Here is a 26,485-nt window from a genome sequence, read left to right on the forward strand (position 1 = left end):
CAGTCGATCGTCGCGCGCCCGTGCTTACTTGGTTTCCGCAAACAGTTCGCGGCCTATCAGCATGCGGCGGATTTCGCTGGTCCCGGCGCCGATTTCATACAGCTTGGCATCGCGCCACAGGCGGCCGGCCGGATACTCGTTGATGTAGCCGTTGCCGCCCAGGGCCTGGATCGCTTCGCCCGCCATCCAGGTCGCTTTCTCTGCACTATACAGAATGGCGCCGGCCGCATCCTTGCGCAACTGGCGCACGGCTTCCGGCGTGGTGGCGCGGTCGCAGGCCTGGCCCACGGCGTAGACATAGGCCTTGCAGGCCATCATGGTCGAATACATATCGGCCAGCTTGCCTTGCATTAACTGGAATTCGCCGATGGCCTGGCCGAATTGCTTGCGGTCATGCACGTAGGGCACGACCAGGTCCATGCAAGCCTGCATGATGCCCAGCGGGCCGCCGGACAGCACGGTGCGCTCGAAGTCGAGGCCCGACATCAGCACGTTGACGCCCTTGCCCAGGCCACCCAGCACGTTTTCGGCCGGCACTTCGCAATCCTGGAACACCAGTTCGCCCGTGTGCGAGCCGCGCATGCCCAGCTTGTCGAGCTTTTGCGCGATGGAGAAACCCTTGAAATTCTTTTCGATCAGGAAAGCCGTCATGCCGCGCGGACCCGCTTCCAGGTCGTTTTTCGCGTACACCACCAGCACGTCCGCGTCGGGGCCGTTGGTGATCCACATCTTGGTGCCGTTCAAGACCCAGCGGTCGCCCTTGAAGTCGGCGCGCAGCTTCATGCTGACGACGTCCGAGCCCGCGTTCGGTTCCGACATGGCCAGGGCGCCGATGTGCTCGCCCGTGATCAGTTTTGGCAAATACTTGGCTTTTTGTTCGGCCGTGCCGTTGCGCTTGATCTGGTTCACGCACAGGTTCGAGTGGGCGCCGTAGGACAAGCCGACGGAAGCCGAGGCGCGCGAGATCTCTTCCATGGCGATGATGTGTGCCAGGTAGCCCATGCCGGCGCCGCCGTACTCTTCGCTGACGGTGATGCCGAGTAAACCCATGTCGCCCATCTTGCGCCACAGGTCCATGGGGAACTGGTCCGTGCGGTCGATGTCGGCCGCGCGCGGCGCGATTTCGGCGGCGGCGAATTGTTGGATCGCTTCACGCAGCGAGGCGATGTCGTCGCCGTGGTCAAAGGTCAAGCCTGGGAGATGGAGCATGTCGTCCTCGTCGTCGTTATCTTCGTTATATTGGTGGCGGTCATGGATGCCGGGTCAGTGAAGCTATGATACTCAGTTGTGACGTTTACGTAAACGTCAACCGATGCGCGGCAGCGGTCTGCTGCTTGCGCCTTTAGTTTGTTTGCGCCTTATCAAGGTTCAAGTCCGCCAGCATGCGCGCGCACGCGTCTTCATGCGCGCTGATTTCCGCCAGCGCCATTTCGATATCGATGCGCTGCTGCTCCAGCGTTTGCCGGTGCTGCGCCAGCACGCCCAGGAAGCGGTCCATCTGCGCGCGCGTGTCCTTCGGCGACTCGTACATGTCGACCAGGCTCTTGATCTCCGACAACGCCAGGCCCAGGCGCTTGCCGCGCAGGGTCAGCTTCAGGCGGGTGCGGTCGCGCGGCGTGTAGACGCGGCTGCGCCCGCCGGCGCCTTCGCGTTTCGGGCTGAGCAAGCCCTGGTCTTCATAGAAGCGGATGGCGCGCGCCGTGATGTCGAATTCCCGCGCCAGTTCGGTAATGGTATAGGTCGTCATGGGTGCGGGCGGTGTCGGTTGCATGGGTGGTCGATAGCTGGATGGATACTGTGAGGCAATGGGTGGCAAAGTGCCGTTTACGTCAACGTCAATACTATTGTAGCGTGCCCTGCCCGTGCTGCAACAAAGAAAAAAGAAGGCGTGAACGCGGGAATTTGGCGAATCAGACAACAATTACTGAAAATAAATTGATTCTTCTTGCGCAAACGCGCTTAAGATCGAGAGTTGGTGGCCAAGATGACACCAAAAAGAGCTTTCCTGGCATAACGGCGACATTCTTTTCGCTGCGATGGCAGTAAAATTTTTGGGCGCAGTCTCTTTCCAGTGGGCACGATCAAAAAACAAGGTCTCGCGATAAGCACGCTGTCCGGATCGTTTCCATGTTGGAAACAAAATGGCCCTTCTGAAAACTTTGTCTACAAGAAATTTTATGGCATGGGCATTGCGTGTATCGGTAGAGCAGGGCATTATCCGATACCGTACGTTGTAATGCCAAACCGAGGCTTTGAATCGTGCTGCAGTGCGAAAATCAAGGCTAACCGCGAATTTGACCCGAAGCCACGCAGAATCGCAAGAGAAAATTCGGCCCACTTTTTGACTCGAAAAGCTCGGCCGGAGTGTTAATTGTTAATTGATACTCTTTTCAAATGTAACAATCTGTATGGTCATTCAAGAAACTGACTTTCATGTTACAACATGAAATAGTACACCTATGAATTCTTCTAACGAACGCGAAAGCTTCAGCCAGCGACTTCAGTTGGCTCTCAAAAACGCCCATTATTCTCCAGACAGCCCGACCAGACTGGCCCGGGAATTCAATATCCGTTTCGACGGGCGCCCGATTACCGTGCATGCAGCTAGGAAATGGTTAGTAGGTGAAGCAATTCCGACGCAAGAGAAATTGCGCATGATTGCCCAATGGTTGGGCGTTCCGGCGGAATGGTTGCGTTTTGGCGGCCCGGAAAGCGCCACTCCGAATGGTGAAGCGGGCAGCGCTTTGTCGCGTTTTGAGTCCGCTGATGTGAAATTAATTGCCGATTTGCAAAGATTAGATGAACATCATCGTCAAATCGCGCGAGAATTTATTCGCATGCTGGTAAGAGTCAACTACCAAAAGTAAGCATTCAGGCCCTCCCCGGCCGGCGCCGTCCGCTTTTCGCTGACGGTGCTCCCCCTGTCCTTTTATTTGCGCAAGGTCATACTGGAGACATGATTTTGCCGCACAATAAGACCTCGCATGTTGCGCTGCAGCGGAATTATTTGACAATAATCCCGCACGCAGCGGCGCAGCGGCCAATACCAGCGCATAATCACATCAGAAGCAGCCAGTTCATCCACTACGGAGCCGAGCATTTGAGCCGTCTTATGAAAAGTAACTACAGCAATACCGCGCAGCTGAAGGACTTGATGACCGTGCCCCCCATGACTGCCGCGCAACACGCGGAAGTGATGCGCAAACGGATCGCCCACCGCAGGATGGTTGAAGAAGCCAGGGATTTGAAGCAGGCAAGTGCCCACCAATTCGACAAACGGTGAGGGATGCCTGACCAAAGCTACTGCGCCTCGGCATAGGCGGTCTGCGATGCTCACCGTGCTGGAGCACGGTTGCGCTTCTCGGCCACAAGGGGGCGCCGAGCCTCACTGCCGCTCGCTACGCTTTTGTCTGGCATCGTGACTTGGTAGGGGTTTCCCCGCTTATAAGTTGATTGCGTTGGTGATGTCAGGTTTCTGACGCTTTAAGACCATTCCACCGAGGCGCCAAGGCATGCTCAATGCCGAGCAGGTCGATGACGCGCGCCACCGTATGGTCGACCATCTCCGCGATGCTCTGCGGGTGGTGATAAAAGCTTGGCAAGGGCGGGAAGATGATGCCGCCCATTTCGGTCACGGCCGTCATATTGCGCAGGTGCGCCAGGTTGAACGGCGTTTCGCGCACCATCAGGATCAGGCGGCGGCGCTCCTTGAGCACCACGTCGGCTGCCCGCGTGATCAAATTATCCGACAAGCCATGGGCCACGGCCGCGAGTGTCTTCATCGAGCACGGTGCGATGACCATGCCGTCCGATTGAAACGAGCCGCTGGCGATCGACGCGCCGATGTCGCGCAGCTTGTGCACCACGTGCGCCTGCGCTTCGATTTCCTTGCGCCCCACGCCCGTTTCCTGGTGCAGGGTCAATACGGCCGCATCCGACAAGACCAGATGCGTCTCGACGCCGGGAGTGGCGCCCAGCAATTGCAGCAGCCGCAAGCCATACACGGCGCCCGTGGCGCCCGTGATGGCCACGACGATACGGCGCGGCCGCTGCGTTTGGCTATCAGGCATCCAGCAGGGACTTCAGCTCGCCCGATTCAAACATTTCATTCATGATATCGGAACCACCGATGAACTCGCCTTTGACATACAGCTGTGGAATGGTTGGCCAGTTCGAGTAATCCTTGATGCCTTGGCGAACTTCCGGGTCATCCAGCACGTTGACGGTGGCGATGTTTTCCACGCCGCACGCTTTCAGGATCTGGATGGCGCGGCCGGAAAAGCCGCACTGCGGGAACTGGGCCGTGCCCTTCATGAACAGCACGACTGGCGTGTTCGTCACGGTTTCTTTGATCCAGGTTTGTACGTCGCTCATAGCTGCCTCTGATGGGGTAAATAAATAGATGCCGTCATTTTATAAGAAAACGCCGCTTGCGGTACTGAGAAGTAGCTGAGTGACGCCATTGTTCAAATTTTACTTGATCATACGAGCTGAAATTATCATATGGAAATATTTATTTTTTGGAAATATTTTACCCCATATGCAACTATTTCTTGATGCAAGGAAAATCCCTCTTGACCATTGTTCCCAAATCGGGAACAATGGGGTTCTAAGAAATTTTGGTGCGTTCAGCACAACCATATGAGAGTCATCGGAACTGGTGCATTGTCAAATTTTAGTAAGAAATACCCAAACTGCAAAAAGTGGATTGATTGTTGGCTTGCAGATATGCGTGGCTTGCCAGTTCCATTTTTGCCGTTAGTCCTTCAACGTTATCCGAGCGTACAACGTGAAAATCTGAGAGGCTTGGTTTTTAAATTCCAAGCTGATGGAGTTCAGTATTATATGAAAGTGAAAGTTGCTGAAGGCACAGGAATATTGACTGTTAAATGGGTTGGAACTGCAGTTGAATATATTTGTTACCAGTCAGAGGAAAACCATGGAAATTAAGGTAATCAGAAATAGCTCTGAATACCAAATTATGCTTCGAGAGGCTGAGCGGTTGGTAGAACTTGATCCTACAAATGGCACAAAAGAAGCAGATAAACTTGAACTTCTTTCAATTTTAATCGAGGACTACGAGCGCAGGACATTTCCGTTTGATGTTCCTGATCCAATTGAAGCAATTGAATTCAGAATGCAAGAGCAAGGACTCAGGCAAGTCGATTTAGTTCCACTATTAGGGAGTCGAAGTCGGGTATCAGAGGTCCTTAGTCGGAAAAGACCACTCACGGTGCAGATGATTCGTTCTGTATCTACTGGTTTGGGGATTCCTCTTGATATTTTAGTGGCGGAAAGGCCTGAGCCTGTTAATGTAGAGAAAAGCTTTGAATTGTCATGGAGTAAATTTCCTATTCGAGAAATGGAAAAGCGAGGTTGGATCACTATTCCAAAACGAACTACTGAAATAGAAGAGGCCGCAACTGCAAGTGTAAAAGCTTTTTTAAAATCACTTGGAGAAAAAAATTTAGAGTCAGCCCTTTTTAGACGTTCTTTTAGAGGAGATATTCTAGAGGAGAAAACGTTTTATTCCACTCTAGCATGGACTGGAAGAGTGATTGGCAGAGCTAAAGAGAGTTGTATTAATTATCCGATATTTGATCCGGCATTATTGAATGAAGAGTTTTTTATAGAGGTGGCAAGATTAAGCACCCATAAAGATGGACCTTTGCTTGCCATTGAATGTTTGGCAAAAAAAGGCATTGCTTTAATTGTTGAGCCAAAATTGCCGAATACTTTATTGGATGGTGCTGCATTAATGACAGAGTGGGGTCTTCCAGTTATTGGACTTACTCTCAGATATGATAGGGTTGATTATTTTTGGTTTACTTTATTGCATGAATTGGCACATGTTTGGAAACACCTGTCAGATGCAAATGAAGGGTTTATTGATCGTATTGAAAATACAATGCCGACGCAGGCGATAGAGAAAGAGGCTAACAAAATAGCTCGCGATTCATTGATTCCTCGCGCTGTATGGAAAAGAAGTACTGCATTCTTGCAACAAACACGAAGTGGTATTTTGGAACTGGCCAAAGATTTGAAAATTCATCCAGCTATTATTGTTGGACGTATTCAAAAAGAAAATGAAAAGTACGATATTTATCGTGATTTACTTGGGCAAGGTACTATCAGGCCACTGTTTTCTGATCTTGTTTTCTCTTAGGAGTTGATAATGCTGTCGTACATTTATTCGCCGGTCGTAAAAGGTAAGTCTATTGATTTAAAATCATTGAATAGCGCCAATTCGCATGTGCGATCATTAACAAAGGCGCTTGTTGATGTATCACCTGTACCTGACGATAAAACAGTCGATCAGCATATCGAAAAAACAGTTACTGACATATTATCTTTGTCGTCGGATGTAAATATTTTTGTTGATTTTTACGGATTTTTTCCTGGACAAACGGACTCGAATGGAGAGTCTGCGGTAATAGCTTCATATAGAAATTTATGGTTGGAGAATCGAGCTTTAACGCCTGTGTATGGTTTTGGTAGAGATGAAAACTTATGGCAAAGATTTTGTGAAGTGGTTGATGCATTTAACTCGGGATTTTGTTTCAGAATTGAATATGAAGATCTTGATGATGAAGCGGAAAATACTTGGGAAAATATATTGGTACGATCTGCGGCATTAAGATTGCAGCCAAGTCAGATAGATTTATTTATTGATTTGCGAGATATTAGAAACTCCAATGTTGATGAATTGCAAGATATTGTCACTGATTTCTTAGCACTTCAGCCTCAAGGTATTAGCTATCGATCAATTTGCGTTGCCGGTAGTTCTGCTTCTAAGGATGTTACTGTAATCGCTCGTGATACAGTTGGTTCCATATATAGAAATGAATTAAAGCTATGGGCAAGACTAAAAAGTGACGTGCCAAAATGTAGGGATTTGATATATGGAGATTATGGCATCGTTCATCCTAATTTCATGGGTGGAATTCCATGCGGAAAAACTGTGAACTGTAAAATTCGCTACACTGCTGGAGATAAAATATTTATCTTTCGCGGCCATGTTCGATCAGGTGATTCGTTACAAACACATGCATTGGCCCGTTTATTGGTAAATCATGAGATTTATCGCGGTCGAGATTTTAGTGATGGAGATGAATTCATTTATAAATGTGCTGCAGAAGAAGTCGGGCCCGGAAACCCTGGCAGTTGGGTTTTTGCTGACTTGAATCATCATCTGGTTTATGCTGCTTTACAAATTGAGCGACTCAATTTTGAGCTTGAAGTTGATTCATCTGAAGAGGAAATTGATAGTCTGCTTATCGAATATTAAGTATTAAGCCGTGAGGATTAATTAGTAATATCTCCTCACGACTTATCATCTACTATTATTATCCGCGCAGCTTGGCGAACGCGGCGGCCATGCTGCCGGCCGGCTCGGGCGCATTGCGCGACTGCGACTGGTGCTGCGCCATGCTGCGGCGGTCGTTGCGGTCGCCGCGCTGCTCCGGCTTGCTGCCCGCCTGCGGCGCGCTGTCCGTCAGGCGCATGGTCAAGGCGATGCGCTTGCGCTTCTCATCGACTTCCAGCACTTTCACGCGCACGACTTGCCCAGCTTTCACCACCGTGTGCGGATCTTTGACAAAGGTGCTCGACAGAGCCGAGATATGCACCAGGCCATCCTGGTGTACGCCGATGTCGACAAAGGCGCCAAAGGCGGCCACATTGGTGACCACGCCCTCTAAAATCATGTCCGGGCGCAAGTCGCGGATTTCCTCCACGCCTTCTTTGAAGGTGGCGGTGGTGAACTCCGGACGCGGATCGCGGCCCGGCTTTTCCAGTTCCTTCAAAATGTCGGAAATGGTCGGCACGCCAAACGTTTCATCCGCATATTTTGCCGGGCTCAAGGTTTTCAGCAAGGCCGTTTCGCCGATGACGGCCTTGATATCCTTCTTGATGTCAGCGAGGATCTTTTCAACCAGCGGGTACGATTCCGGGTGGACGGCTGAGGCGTCCAGCGGGTTTTCGCCGCCCATCACGCGCAAAAAGCCCGCTGCCTGTTCGTAGGTCTTGTCGCCCAGGCGCGGCACGGCTTTCAGGGCCGCGCGCGAGGTGAACGCGCCCTTCATGTCGCGGTAGGTGACGATGCTTTGCGCCACGCTGGCCGACAGGCCGGACACGCGCGCCAGCAGGGGCGCCGACGCCGTATTCACGTCCACGCCGACCGCGTTCACGCAATCTTCCACTACCGCATCGAGCGAGCGGGCCAGCTGGCTTTGGCTCACGTCGTGCTGGTACTGGCCCACGCCGATCGATTTCGGGTCAATCTTGACCAGTTCGGCCAGCGGGTCTTGCAGACGGCGCGCGATCGACACGGCGCCGCGCAGGGATACATCCATGTCCGGCAATTCTTTCGACGCGAATTCGGACGCCGAATACACCGACGCGCCCGCTTCCGAGACGACGATCTTCGTCATCTTCGCTTCCGGATGCTGCTTGATCAGGTCCTGCGCCAGTTTATCGGTCTCGCGCGACGCGGTGCCGTTGCCGATGGAAATGAGCGACACATTGTGCTTCGCGGCCAGGCGGCCCAGGGTATGCAGCGAGCCATCCCAGTCGTTCTTCGGCTGGTGCGGGTAGATCACGGCCGTGTCGACGACTTTACCGGTGGCATCGACGACAGCAACCTTGACGCCCGTGCGCAGGCCAGGGTCCAGGCCCATGGTGGCGCGCTGGCCGGCCGGCGCGGCCAGCAGCAGCGCTTTCAAATTGGTGGCGAAGACGTTGATGGCGTCGAGTTCCGAGCGTTCGCGCAGCGCGCCCATCAGTTCCGTTTCCAGATGCATGAAGCTTTTCACGCGCCAGGTCCAGCGTGCCGTGTCAGCCAGCCATTTGTCGGCCGGGCGGCCTTGTTGCTTGATGCCGAAGCGGGCGGCGATGCGGCCTTCGCACGGGTTGTGCGGCGCATCCCATTTCGGTTTTTCCGCTTCCGTGTCCAGACGCAGGGTGACGTCGAGGATGCCTTCGCGGCGGCCGCGCAGCAGCGCCAGCGCGCGGTGCGAAGGGACGGTCGAGATGGTTTCCGAGTAATCGAAGTAATCGGCGAATTTTTCGCCTTCGTCTTGCTTGCCTTCCACCACTTTCGATTCGACGATGCCGTGTTCCTGCACGTATTCGCGCAAGGTTTGCAGCAGGGTCGCGTCTTCGGCGAAACGCTCCATCAGAATCTGGCGCGCGCCATCGAGGGCCGCCTTGGTGTCCGCCACGCCCGGATTGTTGCCGTCGGCACTCGTAAACGCGTCGCGCAGGAACTTGCCCGCTTCCATTTCAGGCGTCAGTTCCGGATTGTCCAGCAAGCCGTCGGCCAGCGGCATCAGGCCCGCTTCGATGGCGATCTGCGCCTTCGTGCGGCGCTTCTGTTTGTACGGCAAGTACAAATCTTCGAGGCGCGTCTTGTCTTCCGCGTGCATGACGGCGTCGAGCAGCTCGGGCGTCATTTTGTTCTGTTCCGTGATCGAGGCCACGATGGCGGCGCGCCGCTCTTCCAGCTCGCGCAGATAGCGCAAGCGCTCTTCGAGCAGGCGAAGCTGGATATCGTCGAGGCCGCCGGTCGCTTCCTTGCGGTAACGGGCGATGAAGGGCACGGTGGCGCCTTCGTCGAGCAGTTCGATGGCGGCGGCAACCTGCACCGGTTTGGCGGCAAGTTCAAGGGCAAGACGTTGTTCGATAGTGGGCAGCATGGTTGTTTCCAGAGCGATCAAGCCTGGAATGATACGCAATCGGCGCGATTGCGCAATCTTGACAGCGCAAATGGACTGTGCGTTGACAACAGCGTCAGCGGGCCGGCAGCAGCGGGCTGGCGGGCGCGGGAGCTGGCGGCCTCTGCGGCGTGACGGATTTGCCAAAGGCATTGCCCATGCGGTGTTCGAGGGCGGCGCGGTTGTACAGGCCCAGCTGGTTCGACGGGCGCTGCATGACGGCTTCCGCACCGGACAGGGTGGGCGGCGGCCGGCTCAAGGTGTTGCTGTTTGGCAATAATTTTTCACTCAGGCAAGACATCGATGGCGCGCGCTGTCCATGGACTTCCACTTCCACGCAAGCCTTCTGCGGCGCGGCGGCCTTCACGACGACGGTGTGTTCGTCCGCCTGCGCGGGCAGGGCGGCGCAGGCCAGCAGCAACAGTGAGAACAGGCGTGCCATGAAGGCTCCCGGAGCGGTGGATGAAGCGTTCAGCATAGCAAGATCATGTGTCGCGGCGATGACACAGGCGGGGATGGGGCTGGCGCCATGTCATGCAGTTGTCATTTTATGAAGCTACCATCTTGCCATTCTGCAGACAACATTGCAGTCAAGACACTTCATGAGCAGGATTTTTCGTTGCTTCCCCTGGAAAATGACACTAAGCCACCGCCGCGCCGCAAGGGGCAATGCCCTGTCCGCCTGCTTGCTGATGACATTGATGACCTTGATGACATTCGTGCGGCCGGCTGCGGGCGCGGACGGTGCTGATGCCGGCGCGCACGCGACCGTGCATTTCGACTTGCCCGCCCAGCCGCTCGATGCGGCCCTGGTGGCGTTTGGCGAAGTGACCGGGTATTCCGTGCTCGTCAGCAGCCAGCTGGCGGCCGGCAAAGTGGCCGCGCCCGTGCGCGGCGACTACACGCCGGCCGAAGCGCTGCAGCGCCTGCTGGCTGGCACGCAGCTGGGCGCGCGCTTCAGCGGCAGCAATGCGTTTACCTTGCTGGCGCTGGCCGACGCGCCCGTGGCAGCAGCACCCGTGCCGGCCGAAGTGACCCCTGCCACCGCAGCATTGCAAGGCTATGCGGCCATCCTGCAGCGTTCGCTCACGCGCGCCCTGTGCCGCTTGCATCCGGAGGCCTTTGGCCGCTACCGCCTGGCCTTCCAGCTGTGGCTTGACGAGCGGGGCAAGGTGCGCGCCGTGCATGTGCTCGAACCGAGCGGCGTGGAACAGCGCGACCGCGCCGTGCTGCAGCGCCTGCGCAGCCTGCTGATCGATGGCGCGCCACCGGCGGGCTTGCCGCAGCCGCTGACGATTTTACTGACGCCGCGGCCCGATCCCGATGCCGATTGCGCGCCCTACCTCGTGGCCGGGGCGCCCTGAGTATGCCGGAACTGCTCAAAACCACCTTGCGCAAGCTGTTCCTGGAACGCTACGGACAGTTTCGCCGCCACCTGCAGCGCCGCCTCGGCTCGGAAGACCTGGCCAATGACGCGCTGCATGAAACGTATTTGCGGGTGGAACGCATGAACGCGCCCGAGGCGATCAGCTACCCGTCCGCCTACCTGATGCGCATCGCCATCAACATTGCGGAAGATCAACGCCGCGACAATGCGCGCCTGCTTAGTTTGCCCGACATCGACGATCTGTACGAGATGGCCGATGAGCTGGCCGACCCGGCCCGCACCTTCAGCGCGCGCGCCGAACTGGAAGAGCTGGAACGGGCCTTGCAGGAATTGCCGAAACGCCGGCGCGCCATCGTCATCGCCGCCCGCGTCGACCAGTTGCCGCACCGCGACATCGCCGAGCGCTTCGGCATTTCCGCCCGCACGGTCGAGAAGGAATTGCGCGCCGGACTCGAACATTGCTGCGAACGCATGGGACGCGATTTCATCCAGCGCTTCGGTCCCGGCGCGGGAAAAACGTCTAAACATCATGACTGAACAAGCGGAAGACGATATGGGTGTCATCCAGAAGGAAGCGCAGGCGTGGGTCGTGCGCCTGGCCTCGGGCCAGGTCAGCGAGCGCGACGCGCAAGTGTTTCGCCACTGGTGCGCGCGCAGCCGCAAGCATGCCAATGCCTTTGCCGAGGCGCGCGCCGTGTGGGGCGCCATGGCGCCGGCCGCGCGCGCCGTCAAGCGGGCGCAGGCGCCTGTCAACGTGGCGCGGCGCGCCTGGCTCGGCGGCGCCGTGGCCGCCTCGCTGGGCTTACTGGTGCTGCGCCCGCCCACGGATCTGTGGCCGGCCGTGGCTGGTCTTGCCGCCGACTATGCCACCGGCACGGGCGAGCAGCGCGAAGTGGCGCTCGACGGCGGCGTGCTGGTGCAGATGAATACGCAGACGCGCCTCGATGCGGCGCCGCTGCAGGATGGCGCCGCGGCGCTGGTGCTGCTGGCGGGCGAAGCGGAATTCCAGGCTGGCTTGCGCGGCGCGGCGCGGGTGCGCGTGCAGGCGGGCGACGGCACCGTGTCAGCCGGCAGCGCGCGCTTCAATATCCGGCTATTTGGCCAGGAAGTGTGCGTGACGTGCCTGGCGGGCCGCTTGCGCGTGGCGCAGGCCGGCAACGACGCGGAACTGGCGGCGGGCCAGCAACTGCGCTACCGGCCCGAGCATTTCGGCATCGCCCGCGCCGTGGCAAAAAGCGACGTCAGCGCGTGGCGCCACCGGCTGCTGGTTTTTAAACAAAGCACCCTGGCCGAGGTGGTGGACGAGGTGAACCGCTACCGTCCCGGCAAGCTGATCCTCAATGGCGAGGCCTTGAAACTGACGCGCGTGCAAGCGAGCTTTTCGCTCGACCGCCTCGACGACGTGATCGCCCTGATCCAGGACGCGTATGGCGCGCGCGTGACGCGGCTGCCGGGCGGCATCGTGCTGTTCGGCTGAGCCCCGCCTTGGCGCCCCGAGGTGCTCACCCAATTATGACATTTTCATGACCTTTTGCAGTCCCGGACCTTGTTCCCTGTCAATGCTGCTGGAAGCCGCGAATCAGTGCCTGCCGCCCGCCACCGTGCGTGCCGCGCGCCGCCTCGCGATATCGGTCAGCAACGGAACATGAAAAGGGAATGTCGCCATGCAGCGAAGCAAGTCGGTCACGAAACACGCATCCTCCTCCGCCATGGCGGGCAGCCACAACGGGCGCCCGGTGCGCTTGAAACCGCTGGCGCTGGCCATCGCCATGCTGCTGCAGGCGGGCGGCGCGCAGGCGCAGCAGCCGTTCAGCGGCGCCTGGTTCGCGGGCAAGGGGGCGCAGCAGGGCACGGCCGCCGCCACGGGACGCTTGCCGAATGGCCAGCCGGCCACATCGCTGAACAATCCTTTGCTGCAGCAGCAAAAAGCCGAAGGCAAGCTGCAGCAATCGCTGAACAACCTGTTGCTGGCCGCGCGCGGCATCGCCGCCGAACAGGCGGTACAGGCAGCCGCGCGCCAGGCGGCGCTGGCCGCCGGCGGTGCGCCCGATGGCTTGCTCAAGGGCGGCTTGCAGGTCGACACTAACAGCCTGACGGCGGGCTGGCTCAACGCCCAGGGCCCTGTGCAGACCCAGGCCGACGGCAAGACCGTCGTGAAGGTGGTGCAGACGGACGACAAGGCGATTTTGAACTGGGAAAGTTTTAACGTCGGCAAGAACACCACCCTGCAGTTCGACCAGAAATCGAACTGGTCCGTCTTGAACCGGGTCAACGATCCGCTGGCGCGCCCCAGCCAGATCCAGGGCCAGATCAAGGCCGACGGCACGGTGATGATCGTCAACCGCAACGGCATCGTGTTTACAGGCAGCAGCCAGGTCGATACGCGCAACCTGGCGGCGGCCGCCATGGGCATGAGCGACAGCCAGTTCAAGAGCGGCCTGTACGGCAAGGCGCAGGGCGCGGGCGCCGTGCCGACCTTCGCGAATGATTTATTGCTAGGCCAGAATACCTTTACGCATGGCAAGGCCGAAGCGGATGTCGTCGTCGCCGCCGGCGCGCGCATCGACACGCGCAAGCCGCAAACGGTGACGGAAGGCGGCGGCTATGTGCTGCTGGCCGGCCGCAGCGTCGACAATGCGGGCGCCATCACCACGCCGAATGGCCAGACCACGCTGGCCGCCGGTGACGCCATCGTCGTGCGCCCGGGCCAGGGCACGGACAAGAACCAGTATTCGAGCACGCGCGGCAATGAAGTCGAGATGCTGCGCACGGCCGGCAGCGGCGCCGGCGCCGTCGTCAACCGCGGCTTGATCCAGTCGGCCGGCGGCGACATCACGCTGAGCGGCAACACGCTGCGCCAGGACGGCATGCTGCTGTCGAGTACCTCCGTCAACGGACGCGGCGCCATCCACCTGTCGGCGGCGGGCGAGGACGCCAAGGTCACCATGGGACGCGGCAGCGTCAGCGCCATTTTTATCGACGACAACGGCGCCACGGCGCTCGACGTACAGCGCGATACTTTGCTGAAAGACACGGGCAAGGGCACGGACACGCCGCTGGACCGGCGCGACCAGTCGCTGGTGCGCATCGTTTCGGCCGGCAACGTGGAATTCGAAGGCGATTCGCTGACCCTGGCCACGGGCGGCCAGGTGCTGGTCGACGCGGCCCGCCGCAGCCACGTGGCGCGCGACGCCGCCATCGATGTCTCCGGCGCCGTCGGCGTGAAGGTCGACATGAGCAGCAACAATGTGCTGATCAATGTGCAGGGTAACGAACAGCGCGACGCACCGGGCAGCCGCGACGCGAAATACCTGAACAACAGCGACGTGTGGGTCGACCGCCGCGACCTGGTGCTGGTGCCGGCCGGCACGAATGGCTACGCCACGGACCGCTGGTACACGGCCGGCGGCTTGCTGGAAGTGAGCGGCTACCTCAATACCAGCGGCCACGGCATCGGCGAATGGGCGGCCCAGGGCGGCACCGTCGGCTTTGGCGGCGGCGAAGTGGTGACGCAGGCCGGTTCGCGCATCAACATCGCCGGCGGCTCGCTGGACGTGCAGACGGGCATGGTCAAGCAGACGTGGCTGAAGGGCGCCGATGGCGCGATGTACAAGCTCAGCACGGCCCCCGGCGACAACCTGTACACGGGCTTGTACCGCGGCTATGAAAGCACGCATGCGCGCTGGGGCGCGAACACGACGGAGACGTACGCGAATGCCTTGATCGGCCCGCGCGAACGCCTGGAAAACGGCTACACGGTGGGCCGCGACGCGGGCCGCCTGATCGTGTCCACGGGCGCGGCCGTGCTGGAAGGCGATATCGACACGTCCGTGTTCCAGGGCGAGCGCCAGCAGCGCAAGCGCGATGACGGCATGGATAGCTACAAGCAGGCGCAGACGTCGGCCGCGCGCGCCGGTCAATTGATCGTCGGCAAAATGACGCCCGTCTTCGATACGAAGGCGGGCCAGCTGCGCGACAGCCCGCAAGCCGTGCTGGAAAAAGTCGAGATCGGCAAGGTGGCGCCCGTCGCCGATGGCCAGTTGCTCACTGAAGCCTTGCCGGCCGCGCGCAGCAAGACCCTGCAGCTCGATGCGGACTGGCTCAATGGCCTGGAACTGGGCGCCCTGAATATCTACGCCTACGACAAGCTCGACGTCAACGCCGACGTGCGCGCGGCCGATGGCGGCGACGTCGCCCTGCACGCCACCGACGTGGCCATCAAGGCGAACGTCAGTGCGCGCGGCGGCAGCATCGCCGCCGGTGACATCATCTCGCGCTACCTGGCGAATGCGGGTGCGGTATGGGCCGAAGGCAAGCTGGTGCCGGACAACCGTCCCACGGGAACGGCCGGCGTGCGCGTGGCGCCCGGCGTGCGTCTCGATGCGCGCGGCCTGTGGAGCAACCTGGAACTCGATCCGGGCGCGGTCGCCGGCTTGCCGTATGTGAATGGCGGCAAGGTCACCTTGAAAAGCTCGGGCGGCGTCGAACTGGCGGGCGGGAGCGTCATCGACGTCTCGTCGGGCGCGGCCCTGATGAGCAATGGCAGCTTGCAGGGCGGGCGCGGCGGCGACATCACCCTGGCGGTCGATCTGCCGACGGAGAAAGCGCCGACGGGCGCCATGCTCAAGCTCGACGGCGAGTTGCGCGGCCATGGCGTGAAAGGCGGCGGACGCCTGGTGATCGACAGCGGCGCGGCCGTCAGCATCGGCGGCAAGCTGCAGGGTGGCGACGTGTTGCCAGGTGGCAGCAGCGCCCCCATCGGCCTGCGCCTGGCCGATGAATTCCTGATCGCCAAGGGCGAGAAGATCCCCTTCGATTTTGCACTCAGTACCAGCCTGATCAAGCCGGGACAGGCCTTGAGCAAACCCGTGACGGTGGACGTGTCGGCGCAGAAACCGCTGGTGCTGGGAGCCGACCTGCTGGTGCCGCCGGGCGCCTATGTCACCACAGCCAGCGGCGCGTCTGTCTACCAGGGTTCCATTGCGCCCGCCGGCAGCGTGCTGACTGCCATCAATAGCCTGCCTGCCGGCTTCGTGGTCTCGGCGGCGGTCTTTCCGAACGGCTTGCCGATCCAGCCGGTGATGACGCAGTATGCGGCCGGCAGCGTCGCCGCCGACGACTTGCGCGCGCCGCGCGGCATGCTGCTGCCGGCCGGCACGGTGCTGGGGCGCGACGTGACCGTCCAGCCTATGCTGGCGCTGGGCGCCAGCCTGTTCCAGAGCGGTTTTGCCGACTACGCCGTCACGGGCCGCGATGGCGTCGTGGTCGTCAAGGATGCGCATGTCGATGTGAAGATGCCCGTGCTGCGCTTCAATCCCGCCACGGGCCACACGGTGGCGAGTGGCACGGATCCGGCTGCCGCGCTGGAACTGTGGACGCCGGAGCTGTACCAGGAAGATGCGCGCAAGGCCCGTCTGACGCAGCGCGCCGGCGCCGACCTGTCGCTGACGGCCGGCAGCCCGCACGTGAAAGGGGATCTGGCGGTGGCGCAAGGCGCCGTCGTCACGGTCGATCCGGGCCGCCAGATCAGCCTGACGGGCAATGCGCAGATCACCATCGACGGCCGCCTCGACGCCCGGGGTGGCAAGATCGCCGTCCTGCCCGGCACGTTTGGCACGGGCAATGATGTGGATGTACCGAACGGCAAGGGACAAGCCACGTCGATCTGGATCGGCGACAGGGCCGTGCTCGACGTCGCCGGCCGCGCGACGGTCGCCACCGACATGCGCGGCGACCGCTATGGCCGTGCCGACAAGGGCGGCAGCATCGAGATCGGCGCCCGCTACAAGGCCGACGTGGCCAGCGTCGACGCGGCCGATGCCTTTGTCGTCGTGCGCCCAGGTGCGCTGCTCGACGCCAGCGGCGCGCAAGCCACGCTGGACTTGCCGAACCAGGGCGCCGTCAATGTGGCCGGCAACGGCGGTTTGATTTCGCTCAGTTCGTATAACGGCATCTTTGCCGACGGCACTCTGCGCGCCGTGGCCGGTGGCGCCGGTGCGGCCGGCGGCACCCTGGCGCTGGCGCTGGACACGCCCAATTATGGCAAGGTCAACCGCTACAACTTGCAAGGCGACAACGTGGACAACGCGGTGCGCGTGCCGCGCGAACTGCAGCTGGCGCAGGTGCAGGGCGACAGCGCCTTGCCCGAGGGCTTGCGCGCCGGCCAGCAGGATGCGGCGCTGCGCTACGGCAGCGCGCGCCTGGGCGCCGACCGCGTGCAGGCGGGGGGTTTCGACAACCTGGCCCTGCATGTGAACGGCATGCTCAGTTTTGACGGCGACGTCAAGCTGTCGCTGGGCCAGAGCCTGCGCCTGAGCGCCGCCTCGCTGGGGCTGGCGCAGCAGCCGCCCCAGCCGGATGCCGATGGCCAGGACAAGGCGGGCAGCCTTGCCAGCCAGGTGCACCTGGCGGCGCCGTATGTGCGCCTGGGTACGGCCGTGCGTGCGCAGAAGGACGATTACATCGTGCCCAATGCCGTGAAAGGCTCGAAGAACCTGGGCAAGGGACGCGGCATTCTGGGCGTGCCGCTGGTGGCCGAGGATTCCCTGCTGCAGATCGATGCGGGCATGCTCGATATCGCGGGCGAGGTCAACATGGGTACGCGCGGCACCATTGCGCAGAGCAGCGGCGCCGACCTGGTGGTCGAGCGCGATGCCTTCGAGCAGCTGACCCTGAACAGCCGCGGCGACATGCGCCTGTCGAACAGCGCCGCCCTGTACCAGCCCGGCAACGCCACCCTGGTGGCCGCGCAAATCTACCCGGCCACGGGCGACAGCGGCATGGTCACGGTGGGCCAGCAGAGCGGCATCGACGAATACGGCAACCTCCGCGTCACGCTCGATCCGCTGCGCACGCTCAATATCGGGCGCAGCGGCGACGGCGCCACGCCAAACCAGCCGTTTTCCGTGTTCGGAACCCTGAGCCTGGTTGCGCCCACCATCAACCAGCACGGCGTGCTGCGCGCGCCGCTGGGCCAGATCAACCTGGGCGCCGAAGGCTTTGAAGCCAATACGGGCCGCGTCAACCTGTTGCCTGGCAGCCTGACCTCGGTCAGCGCGAAAGGCTTGACGATGCCCTACGGCGGCACGCTCGATGGCTTGAGCTACCTGTATGACGGCAACGATGTCGTGTTCAAGGGCGTGGGCAACGGCCCCGAGATCGCCTTGACGGGCGCCGCCATCGACGTGCAACAAGGCGCCGTGCTCGACATGTCGGGCGGCGGCACCTTGACGGGTGCGGCCTTCCTGGCCGGACGCGGCGGCTCCACCGACGCGCGCCTCAATCCGCTGGTGCAGATGAAGCCGAACGGCGGCTTTACCTTGCCCGGCCTGAATACCAACCCCGTGTACGCCATCGTTCCCGGGGTACAGCCTGACGTGGCGCCTTTGATGGCGGAGCAGGGCGCGGGCAAGCCCGCCGCGGGACGCCAGATCACCATCGCCGCGGGCGTGCCTGGCCTGGCGGCCGGCACCTACACCCTGCTGCCATCGAATTTCGCCCTGCTGCCCGGTGCTTTCCGCGTGGAACTGAATGGCCTGGCCGGCGCCGTCGAGACGGGCGGCACGATCGCCATGCGCAACGGCTCGTTTGCCACGGCGGCGCAGACGGGTGTGGCGGGCACGGCGATCCGCGACGTGGTGGCGCAGCAAGCCATCCTGACGCCGGCCGCCGTGCTGCGCAGCTATTCCCAATACAACGAGACCGGGTATGCCGCCTTCGCCGTGGCGCAGGCCACGCGCGACGGCGTGCCGCGCGCCGCGCTCGAGCGCGATGCCAAGGGCGTGCGGGTGCAGCTGATCGCCCCGTCCGTGCACAGCGTCAAGGACAACCACACGCCGTTGATGATGGATGGCAGCGCCCTGTACGCGCCGGCCGAGGGCGGCTTCGGCGGCTCCCTGTTGCTGGGCACGGGCAACCATGCGTCGACGCGCTACGAAGTGCTGGCCGACGGCACGGCGCCGCTGGCCGATTTCGATGGCGTGTCCGTGCATGCGTCGCAGATCAACGCCTTCGGCGCCCAGCGCGTGGGCATCGGCGGCTTGCCGCGCGTGAACTACAGCGAATTTGGCACGGGCAGCAACCAGCGCGCCAATATCGCCGCCATCAACGAATCGGCGGGCGGCATGGTGCTGCGCGACGGCGCCGTGCTGAAGGCGGCCGAAGTGTTTCTGGTGACGGCGAGAAAAGACGGCGGCATCATCCTGGAGCAGGGCTCCGGCATCAATACGCTGGGCCGCGGCAAGGCCGCCTGGGATTCCCGCGACGGCTATGTGTACGAGCCCATGGGCAGCGTGCTGGCCGTCTCGAACGGCTGGCTGGACATGCTGCCGGCCGCGCCGCCGTCGTCCGAATCGTATGGCCCCGGCATCATCGATATCGGCGCCTGCACGAAAGTTGGCGGCGCCTGCGGCGGCAGCACCTCGCTGTATTCCGAGGGCACCATCGCGGCCGTGACGGAGCGCGCGTTTACCCTGCGCGACAACGTGCGCTACGGCACGCGCAACCTGGTGCTGGGCATGGGCTCCATCAATGTCGGCAGCGAGGCGTCGCTGGCGGACGCCAGCGCCCGCGGCGCCTTGCCCGACGGCCTGGCGCTGAACCAGGGCGTGCTCGACCGCCTGCTGCGCGGCGACACCAGCACGGGCGCACCGGCGCTGGAAAGCCTGGGTTTGACGGCGCGCAATTCCTTCAACTTCTATGATTCGTCGCAACTGTCGACCATCGATGCGGCCACGGGCAAGTCCTCGCTGTCGCGCCTGGTGCTCAATACGCCGGCCATCTACGGCTATGGCGGCACGGACGCGCTGGCGCGCATCCACACGGACACCCTCGTGTGGCAGGGCGCGACGAATGCGCCCGGCGCCGTCGTCGCCAATGGTCCCGGCACGGGCAGCGGCCGTTTGCAGGTCGACGCCAGGCGCATCGAGTTCGGCTTCACGCCGGACAGCCGTCCCGACACCATCCATCACCTCGACCGTTTGATGCTGGGCTTCGGCCAGGTGGCGCTCAATGCCAGCGAACAGCTGACGGCCAACAACAAGGGCAGCCTGTCCGTCTACCAGTCGCAAAGCGCGTGGGATACGGCCACCAATGGCTACCGTTACAGCGGCGGCGATTTGCTGATCAACACGCCGCTGTTGACGGGAGCGGCCGGTTCCGTCAACCGCATCACGGCGGGCGGCGACCTCAAGGTGAGCGCGCCGGCCGGCGCTACCCCCGCCGCCACCACGCCGACGAATGCGGCGCTGGCCGGCGCCCTGGGCGCGGAAGTGGCGCTCAGCGGCAACAGTGTCAGCGTCGATACCTCGGTGGTTCTGCCAAGCGGAAAGCTGACCCTGTCGGCCGAGCGCGATGTGCTGCTGGGCGACAAGGCCAAGCTGGACCTGGCGGGCCGCAAGATCGATTTCTATGACACGAGCAAGTACAGTTGGGGCGGCGACGTGATCCTCGACAGCCGCGCAGGCGACGTGCGCCAGGCGGCCGCTTCCGTGATCGACGTGTCGGCCGTGAACAACCGCGCCGGCAAGCTCAGCGTCGTCGCCACGGGCGACGCGGCAGGCACGGCCGACTTGCGCGGCAGCCTGCTGGGCGGCGCCAGCGGCCATTATGACGCGGGCGGCACCCAGGTAGCCTACGCGGCGGGCGGCGTGGAGGTGCGCGCCCAACAGATCGGCGACTTCGCCGGCCTGAACCAGCGCCTGAACACGGGCAAGGTGTTCGGCAGCCGCAGCTTCCAGCTCAAGCAGGGCAATCTGACCATCGGCGACGAGGTCAAGGCGCGCGAAGTGAGCGTCTCCGTCGACGGCGGCAGCTTGACGGTGAGCGGCCGCATCGACGCCAGCGGCGAGCAGGTGGGCAGCATCCGCCTGGCCGGCCGCGACGGTGTCACCATCCAGTCCGGCGCCGTGCTCGATGCGCACGGCACGGTGCTGCGCACGGACAGCTATGGCCAGGTGATCGAGGCGCCGAACCGCGCCGTGATCGAACTGGCCGCGCCAGGCGGCCGCTTGACCCTGGAAAACGGCGCGCGCTTCGACCTGCGCAGCGGAGACAAGGGTGGCAACTACGGCAGCATCGACCTGAACGCGCGCCGCCTGGGCGGCGCCACGGGCGACGACATCGACATCGACGCGGCCGGCGCGCTGAACATCGCCGGCGCGCGCACCATCAACGTCAATGCCTTCTGGCAATACAAGGATGCGCCGGCTGGCACGGGCAAGGATGCGGACGGCCGCAGCTACCAGAGCATCAACCAGGCCTATCTGGACGAGAAACACGCGGACAGCCAGGCCTTCATGGCCAATGCGCTGGCCAACGGCAACTTGATGGACAACAAATTGCGCGGCTTGCGCGGCGACGCCAACGCTTTCCATGTGCGCCCCGGCGTCGAGATCGTCAGCGCCACGCCGGGCGGCGACTTGCATATCGATGGCGACATCGACCTGTCCGGCCACCGCTACGACGGCGTCAACCCGCTGGCGCGCCTGAGCGGCGTGTACGGCTCGGGCGAGGCCGGTGCGCTGGTGCTGCGCGCTGGCGGCAAGCTCAGCGTCTTTGGCAGCATCACCGATGGTTTCGATACCAGCGCCCTGCCAGTCACGGTCGATGACAAGGGCTGGCAGCTGGTGAAAGGCCGGCTGCCGTGGGGCGGCGAGGTTGTCGTGCCGCAAGCGGGCCTGGTGACCCTGGCCGAAGACACGTATTTCAAATCGGGCACGAGCGTCAATTTCGCCGTGCCGATGAAAGCCATGGAGTTGCGCAGCGGTACCTTGCTGGCGGCGCGCGCCACCTTGACGGCGGAGTTGAATCTGCCGGCCGGCAGCGTGCTGGGCGGCGCCGTGCGCAATGCCGACGGCAGCGTGCTGTACGCGGCCGGCACGGTCTTGCCAAAGGCGCTGACCTTGTCGAGCGGGATGCAGCTCGATGCCGGCCTGCGCCTGCCTGGCGCGGCCAGGGTGGCGGCCATGCTGTGGCCGGCGAACGTGGCCCTGCCTTTCCCCGAAGGCAGGCCGTGGGATGTGGCCGATGCCACGAATGCCGTCAATGGCGTGGTGCTGGCCTCGGCGCTGGCGCTGGACAAGGGCAGCGTGCTGCCCGCCGGCACCGTGGTCAGGCTGCCGGGCGACGTCACCATGGTGTCGCTGCGCAGCGCGGATGGCAGCGGCAGCCAGGGCCGCAACCTGGCGCTGGCGCCCATGCTGGCCCAGGGTTCGCAAGCGTGGTCGCTGCGCCTGGTGGGCGGCGCCGATACGGCGGCGGCCGACACGCGCGCGCTGCGCCCGCATGCGAACGACGCCCATCTGATGCTGGCCGATGCGCATTACGGCATGGGCAAGGTGACTTCCATCAAGCCGGGCACGGGTTTGCCGGCCAAATATATCTACAGCGATGCGGCTATCGCCGAGGGCTACGGACCGGGCGACGTCAATGTCGAAGACTTTGGCGGCGAGGAAATCATGCTGGAGTACTTTGCGCACTTTGTGATCAAGGTGGCGGAGGGCACGCCGCCCGTTGAGGTGATCAGCGTGGAGCCGGCGCGCCAGGCCCTGTTCAGCGTGCTGCGCACGGGCACGGGCGACCTCGATTTGCTTGCCGCGGGCGACTTCGACATGCGTTCGCTGTATGGCGTCTACACGGCGGGCACGCAGTCGGCCTCGCCGCTGGTGGGCGGCAAGGACCTGTTCAATCTGCCGCGCGCGCGGACCGTCAAGGGCCAGCTGCTGGGGACGGACGGCGATGCTTTCATCCCGTTCGTCGACGGCGGCAGCCAGAGCCTGTACCGGGCCTGGTATCCCGAGCATGGCGGCAACCTGCTGCTGCGCGCCCAGGGCGACGTCAAGGGCGATACGCTGGCCGCCTCCGTCAGCCGGCGCGAAGACGCCATCGGCTGGCTGCGTCCACAGCAGGACACCAGCGACATCGGCACCTGGCTGTGGCGCCAGGGCAGCGGCAGCACCGGTGGCGGCGTGCCGACGGCATGGTGGATCAACTTCGGTACCTATATTCCGGGCACCGAAGGGGCGGACCTGTATTCGGGCATGCCTTTCCTGTCGGGCTTTACGGGCATCGGTACCCTCGGTGGCGGCAATCTGCTGCTGCAGGCGGGCGGCGACGCCGGCATGCTGGCCTCGCGCGCCGATCCGGGCGGCGAGTTCGCGCCGCGCAGCCAGGGCCTGAATGTGGCCGTGGGCAGCACGGGCAGGGTGACGCCGGACGGCAAGCTGCTGCTGACGGGCGGCGGCGATCTCGATATCCGCATCGGCGGCGGGCTGAACCCCGTGGCCGAGGTGCGCAGCTTCGACAGCAATAGCGACCGGCCGAACCCGAACACGCGTTTCGAACGCCAGGTGCCTGGCCTGAACAGCACGCTCACCAACCTGCGCGGCGCGCTGCGCCTGGAGGCGGGCGCCGTGGGCGGCATCGAATTGCGCTTCGACCGTGCCGATCCGAAGGAATCGCGGCCGTATGAAACCTACACGGCGGGCACGGCGATCGCCAGCGGCGGGCCTATCCTGGTGCCGGGCGACAGCGGCGTGCGCATCGATGCACGCGGCGACGTGGTGCTGGGCGGCGTGGCCGATGCGGGCCGCGTGAAGCAGCTGGCCAACGGCACGCCGTTCAGCTACCAGGGCGTGGAGCGCAAGGGCGAGGGCTGGAGCTGGTTCTCGCTGTGGACGCCGGCCACGGCCATCGACCTGTTCAGCGCGGGCGGCAACCTGACGCCCACCTCGTCCTGGATCAATGCGACGGTCGGCGACAACTACGCGCCGTCGGACGGGCGTTTCGTCATGCCGTCCGTGCTGCGCGCCGTGGCCGCCAGCGGCAGTTTGTACTACGGCAATGCCAGCCTGGGCAGGCTGGGTGATGGCGGCAAGGTCGACATGCCGCAAAACGGCGTGATCCTGGCGCCGTCGCCGGTGGCGCCGCAATTTGTCAGGACGGGCGCGGGCCAGCTGGAAATGCTGGCCGCCGACTCCATCCATGCGGCCGGCTATCCGATCACGCAGTCGGGCGCCGATCCGCGACGCTTGCCGAACCCGTTCAATCCCGGTTTCATCGGCGCCCTGGAACCGGTGTGGTTTGGCCACTTGCCGCTGCATAACGTCAGCCAGGATGCGCTGGCGCCTTCAGCGCTGAAATTGCTGGGGGCGACCAGCAACGGCGCCAGCGGTGCGCAGCAGACGTATCCGCTGTTCAGCATGGCCCCGCCGACGGTCTCCGATTATGTGCCGGCGGGCCAGGTGCCCGCGCACTTCTATGCCAACAGTGGCGACATCGTGGGCTTGCGCACGGGCGGCATCGTGTACCGGGGAACACTGAAGGGCGAAACGGGCCCGCTGGGCGTGTGGTACGAAGGCGGTGGCGCCGTGGCCGTGCGTGCCGGGCGCGACATCGTCAACTCCGGCACGCCGCTCGGCAGCGTCGAAGGCGTGCCGGACGGCGCGGCGGGATGGACCGGCCAGCCCTTTGCCAACAGTCCCGAGCTGCCGGAAAAGCCGATCGTCTTCGCCAGCTCGTCGGCGCGCGGCAACCTGTTCGTGCACCGCCATGCCGATGACGTTTCCGTCGTCAGCGCCGGCCGCGATATCCGCTACAGCACTTTCTATGTGGCGGGACCGGGCCAGCTGAACGTGAGCGCCGGGCGCGACCTGTACATGGCCGACAAGGCGGAATTGCGCAGCCTCGGCTCCATCGTCAATGTCGGCCAGGACAAGCGCGGCAATGGCGCCGGCATCAGCGTGGCCGCCGGCGTGGGCCGCAACGGTCCCGACTATGCGGCCTTCGCGGCGCGCTACCTGGACCCGTCCAGGCTGGCCGATCCGGCCAAGCCGCTGGCCGACCAGGCCGGCAGCGCCGTGTATGTCTACGGCGGCAAGCTGACCCTGGCCGACTGGCTGCGCGGCCAGTTCGCCTACAGCGGCGATGAGGCGGGCGCGTCCGCCTTCCTCGGCACGAAGCAGGCGGAACTGGAAAAGGCCGGCCAGCAGACGGGCGCCGTGCGGCGCGACCTGGCGCGCGAATACGCGCAGGTCAGCCAGCTGCACCTGGTGAACTGGCTGACGACGCGCTTTGGCGGCGACAGCGGCCTGGGCATCCGCTACGACCCGGCCACCGATGCGCGCAGCTTCTTTGCCGCCTTGCCGAAGGAGCAGCAGCAGGTCTACCTGAGCAATGTCTACTTTGCCGAACTGAAGGCGGCCGGGCGCGAGTACAACGATCCGGACGGCATGCGCCGCGGCAGCTATCTGCGCGGCCGGGAAGCCATCGCCACCCTGTTCCCATCGCAGGACAAGGCGGGCCAGAAGATCGAGTACCAGGGCGACCTGACGATGTTCAGCAGTGCGTTGTACACGGTCAACGGATACGGCGGCGTGTACACCAAGCGTCCCGTCGCGGGCGTGCGCTACCTGAGTCCGCAGGAATGGGTCGAGGCGGGCCGTCCCGACTACAACGTGCCTTACGTGACCGTCAACGACGCGGGCATTCACACGGATGCCGGCGGCGACATCGGCATCACGGTGCCGGGCGGGCGCGCGCTGATCGGCGTCGATGGCGGCTATGCGCCGGGCGAAGGCTCGGGCGTGCTGACGCAGGGACAGGGCGAGATCCAGATGTATGCGAAAGACAGCATCCTGCTGGGCCAGAGCCGCATCTTCACCACCTTCGGCGGCAACATCCTGGCCTGGTCGGCCACGGGCGACATCAATGCGGGCCGCGGCACCAAGTCCACCGTCGTCTACACGCCGCAGCGCCGTACCTACGACAGCATCGGCCTGGTCAGCCTGTCGCCGAGCACGCCTGCCACGGGCGCCGGCATCGCCACCCTGAACCCGATCCCGGAGGTGCCGCCCGGCGACATCGACCTGATCGCCCCGCTGGGCAGCATCGACGCGGGCGAGGCGGGCATCCGCGTCTCGGGCAACGTCAACCTGGCGGCCTTGCAGGTGATCAATGCGGAAAACGTCCAGGTACAGGGCAAGTCGGCGGGCCTGCCCGTGGTCGCCACCGTGAACGTGGGCGCGCTCAGCAACGCCAGCGCGGCCGCCACGCAAGCCGTGACGGCGGCGCAGGACGTGCTGCAGCGCGAACGGGCCGCCACGCGCCAGGCGCAACCGTCGCTGTTCACGGTGAAGGTGCTGGGCTTTGGCAACGAGCAGGCGGACGAGGGCGGTGCTGGCAAGCACCAGGGCGGCGAGCCGCAGGCGTCCAGCTATCAGCCAGCCGGCGTGGTGCAGGTGCTGGGCGCGGGGCCGTTGACGGCGCCGCAGCTGCAGGCGCTCACGCCGAACGAGCGGCGCGGCCTGCAACCGTGAGTTTTATGAACATTTGATGACATTCGGCAGTCGCCGCGCGCGGCGGCTGTCTAGGCATCAGTAGATCAGCA

At 62.9% G+C, this 26,485-nt stretch carries 15 protein-coding genes; 9 read left to right on the top strand and 6 right to left on the bottom strand.

From position 1 onward, the window contains the following. Window positions 1-24: 24 nt before the first annotated feature. Window positions 25-1,209: an isovaleryl-CoA dehydrogenase gene (locus ACPJXG_RS00090; protein WP_035823159.1), complete on the bottom strand. Its 1,185-nt coding sequence runs from the start codon at window positions 1,207-1,209 to the stop codon at window positions 25-27. A 133-nt stretch (window positions 1,210-1,342) separates the two neighbouring features. After that, window positions 1,343-1,747: a MerR family transcriptional regulator gene (locus ACPJXG_RS00095; protein WP_034753754.1), complete on the bottom strand. Its 405-nt coding sequence runs from the start codon at window positions 1,745-1,747 to the stop codon at window positions 1,343-1,345. A gap of 712 nt (window positions 1,748-2,459) precedes the next feature. Here ACPJXG_RS00095 and ACPJXG_RS00100 point away from each other — a divergent pair. Continuing rightward, entirely contained in the window at window positions 2,460-2,867 is a 408-nt protein-coding gene (locus ACPJXG_RS00100; protein ID WP_034753756.1) for a hypothetical protein, read from the top strand. A gap of 89 nt (window positions 2,868-2,956) precedes the next feature. After that, complete coding sequence (locus tag ACPJXG_RS00105; protein ID WP_092801601.1) at window positions 2,957-3,283, top strand: hypothetical protein; 327 nt, start codon at window positions 2,957-2,959, stop codon at window positions 3,281-3,283. Between the two features lie 184 nt (window positions 3,284-3,467). Here ACPJXG_RS00105 and ACPJXG_RS00110 read toward each other — a convergent pair whose 3' ends face one another. Both ACPJXG_RS00110 and grxD read right to left on the bottom strand, forming a co-directional pair. After that, on the bottom strand, window positions 3,468-4,070 hold the full coding sequence (locus ACPJXG_RS00110; protein ID WP_425253042.1) for a UbiX family flavin prenyltransferase: 603 nt from the start codon (window positions 4,068-4,070) through the stop codon (window positions 3,468-3,470). Continuing rightward, entirely contained in the window at window positions 4,063-4,374 is a 312-nt protein-coding gene (gene grxD, locus ACPJXG_RS00115) for a Grx4 family monothiol glutaredoxin (RefSeq protein ID WP_034753766.1), read from the bottom strand. The genes ACPJXG_RS00110 and grxD overlap by 8 nt, the downstream gene beginning before the upstream one ends. Window positions 4,375-4,641: 267 nt before the next feature. Here grxD and ACPJXG_RS00120 point away from each other — a divergent pair, with 267 nt between their 5' ends. The 3 genes from ACPJXG_RS00120 to ACPJXG_RS00130 are packed head-to-tail and all read left to right on the top strand — an operon-like array spanning window position 4,642 to window position 7,288. Next, window positions 4,642-4,950 carry a hypothetical protein gene (locus tag ACPJXG_RS00120; protein ID WP_425253043.1) on the top strand — a complete coding sequence of 103 codons (309 nt, stop codon included), beginning with the start codon at window positions 4,642-4,644 and terminating at the stop codon, window positions 4,948-4,950. After that, on the top strand, window positions 4,940-6,166 hold the full coding sequence (locus ACPJXG_RS00125) for an ImmA/IrrE family metallo-endopeptidase (protein WP_425253044.1): 1,227 nt from the start codon (window positions 4,940-4,942) through the stop codon (window positions 6,164-6,166). Before ACPJXG_RS00120 ends, ACPJXG_RS00125 begins: the two co-directional genes overlap by 11 nt. A gap of 9 nt (window positions 6,167-6,175) precedes the next feature. Further along, window positions 6,176-7,288, top strand: coding sequence for a beta family protein (locus ACPJXG_RS00130; RefSeq protein ID WP_425253045.1), 1,113 nt, complete (start codon window positions 6,176-6,178; stop codon window positions 7,286-7,288). A gap of 58 nt (window positions 7,289-7,346) precedes the next feature. Here the strand turns inward: ACPJXG_RS00130 and ACPJXG_RS00135 are convergent, their stop codons facing one another. Together ACPJXG_RS00135 and ACPJXG_RS00140 are read right to left on the bottom strand one after the other, a co-directional pair. Further along, entirely contained in the window at window positions 7,347-9,695 is a 2,349-nt protein-coding gene (locus tag ACPJXG_RS00135; RefSeq protein WP_425253046.1) for a Tex family protein, read from the bottom strand. A gap of 94 nt (window positions 9,696-9,789) precedes the next feature. After that, entirely contained in the window at window positions 9,790-10,155 is a 366-nt protein-coding gene (locus ACPJXG_RS00140) for a hypothetical protein (protein WP_425253047.1), read from the bottom strand. Window positions 10,156-10,414: 259 nt separating this feature from the next. On the opposite strand from ACPJXG_RS00140, the gene ACPJXG_RS00145 reads away from it, so the two are divergent. The 4 genes from ACPJXG_RS00145 to ACPJXG_RS00160 all read left to right on the top strand — a co-directional run bounded on the left by ACPJXG_RS00145 (window position 10,415) and on the right by ACPJXG_RS00160 (window position 26,414). Continuing rightward, window positions 10,415-11,077, top strand: coding sequence for a secretin and TonB N-terminal domain-containing protein (locus ACPJXG_RS00145; RefSeq protein ID WP_425253048.1), 663 nt, complete (start codon window positions 10,415-10,417; stop codon window positions 11,075-11,077). Between the two features lie 2 nt (window positions 11,078-11,079). Continuing rightward, window positions 11,080-11,637 carry an RNA polymerase sigma factor gene (locus ACPJXG_RS00150; protein ID WP_035823145.1) on the top strand — a complete coding sequence of 186 codons (558 nt, stop codon included), beginning with the start codon at window positions 11,080-11,082 and terminating at the stop codon, window positions 11,635-11,637. After that, window positions 11,630-12,577 carry a FecR family protein gene (locus ACPJXG_RS00155; protein WP_035823143.1) on the top strand — a complete coding sequence of 316 codons (948 nt, stop codon included), beginning with the start codon at window positions 11,630-11,632 and terminating at the stop codon, window positions 12,575-12,577. Before ACPJXG_RS00150 ends, ACPJXG_RS00155 begins: the two co-directional genes overlap by 8 nt. Before the next feature lie 187 nt (window positions 12,578-12,764). Further along, the gene (locus tag ACPJXG_RS00160; protein ID WP_425253049.1) at window positions 12,765-26,414 is read left to right on the top strand and encodes a filamentous haemagglutinin family protein; all 13,650 of its coding nucleotides are present in this window, start codon (window positions 12,765-12,767) and stop codon (window positions 26,412-26,414) included. Window positions 26,415-26,485 lie beyond the last annotated feature (71 nt).

Origin of the sequence: Janthinobacterium sp. NFX145, assembly GCF_049810325.1 — a bacterium.
Taxonomy (GTDB): Bacteria; Pseudomonadota; Gammaproteobacteria; order Burkholderiales; family Burkholderiaceae_D; genus Janthinobacterium; species Janthinobacterium rivuli.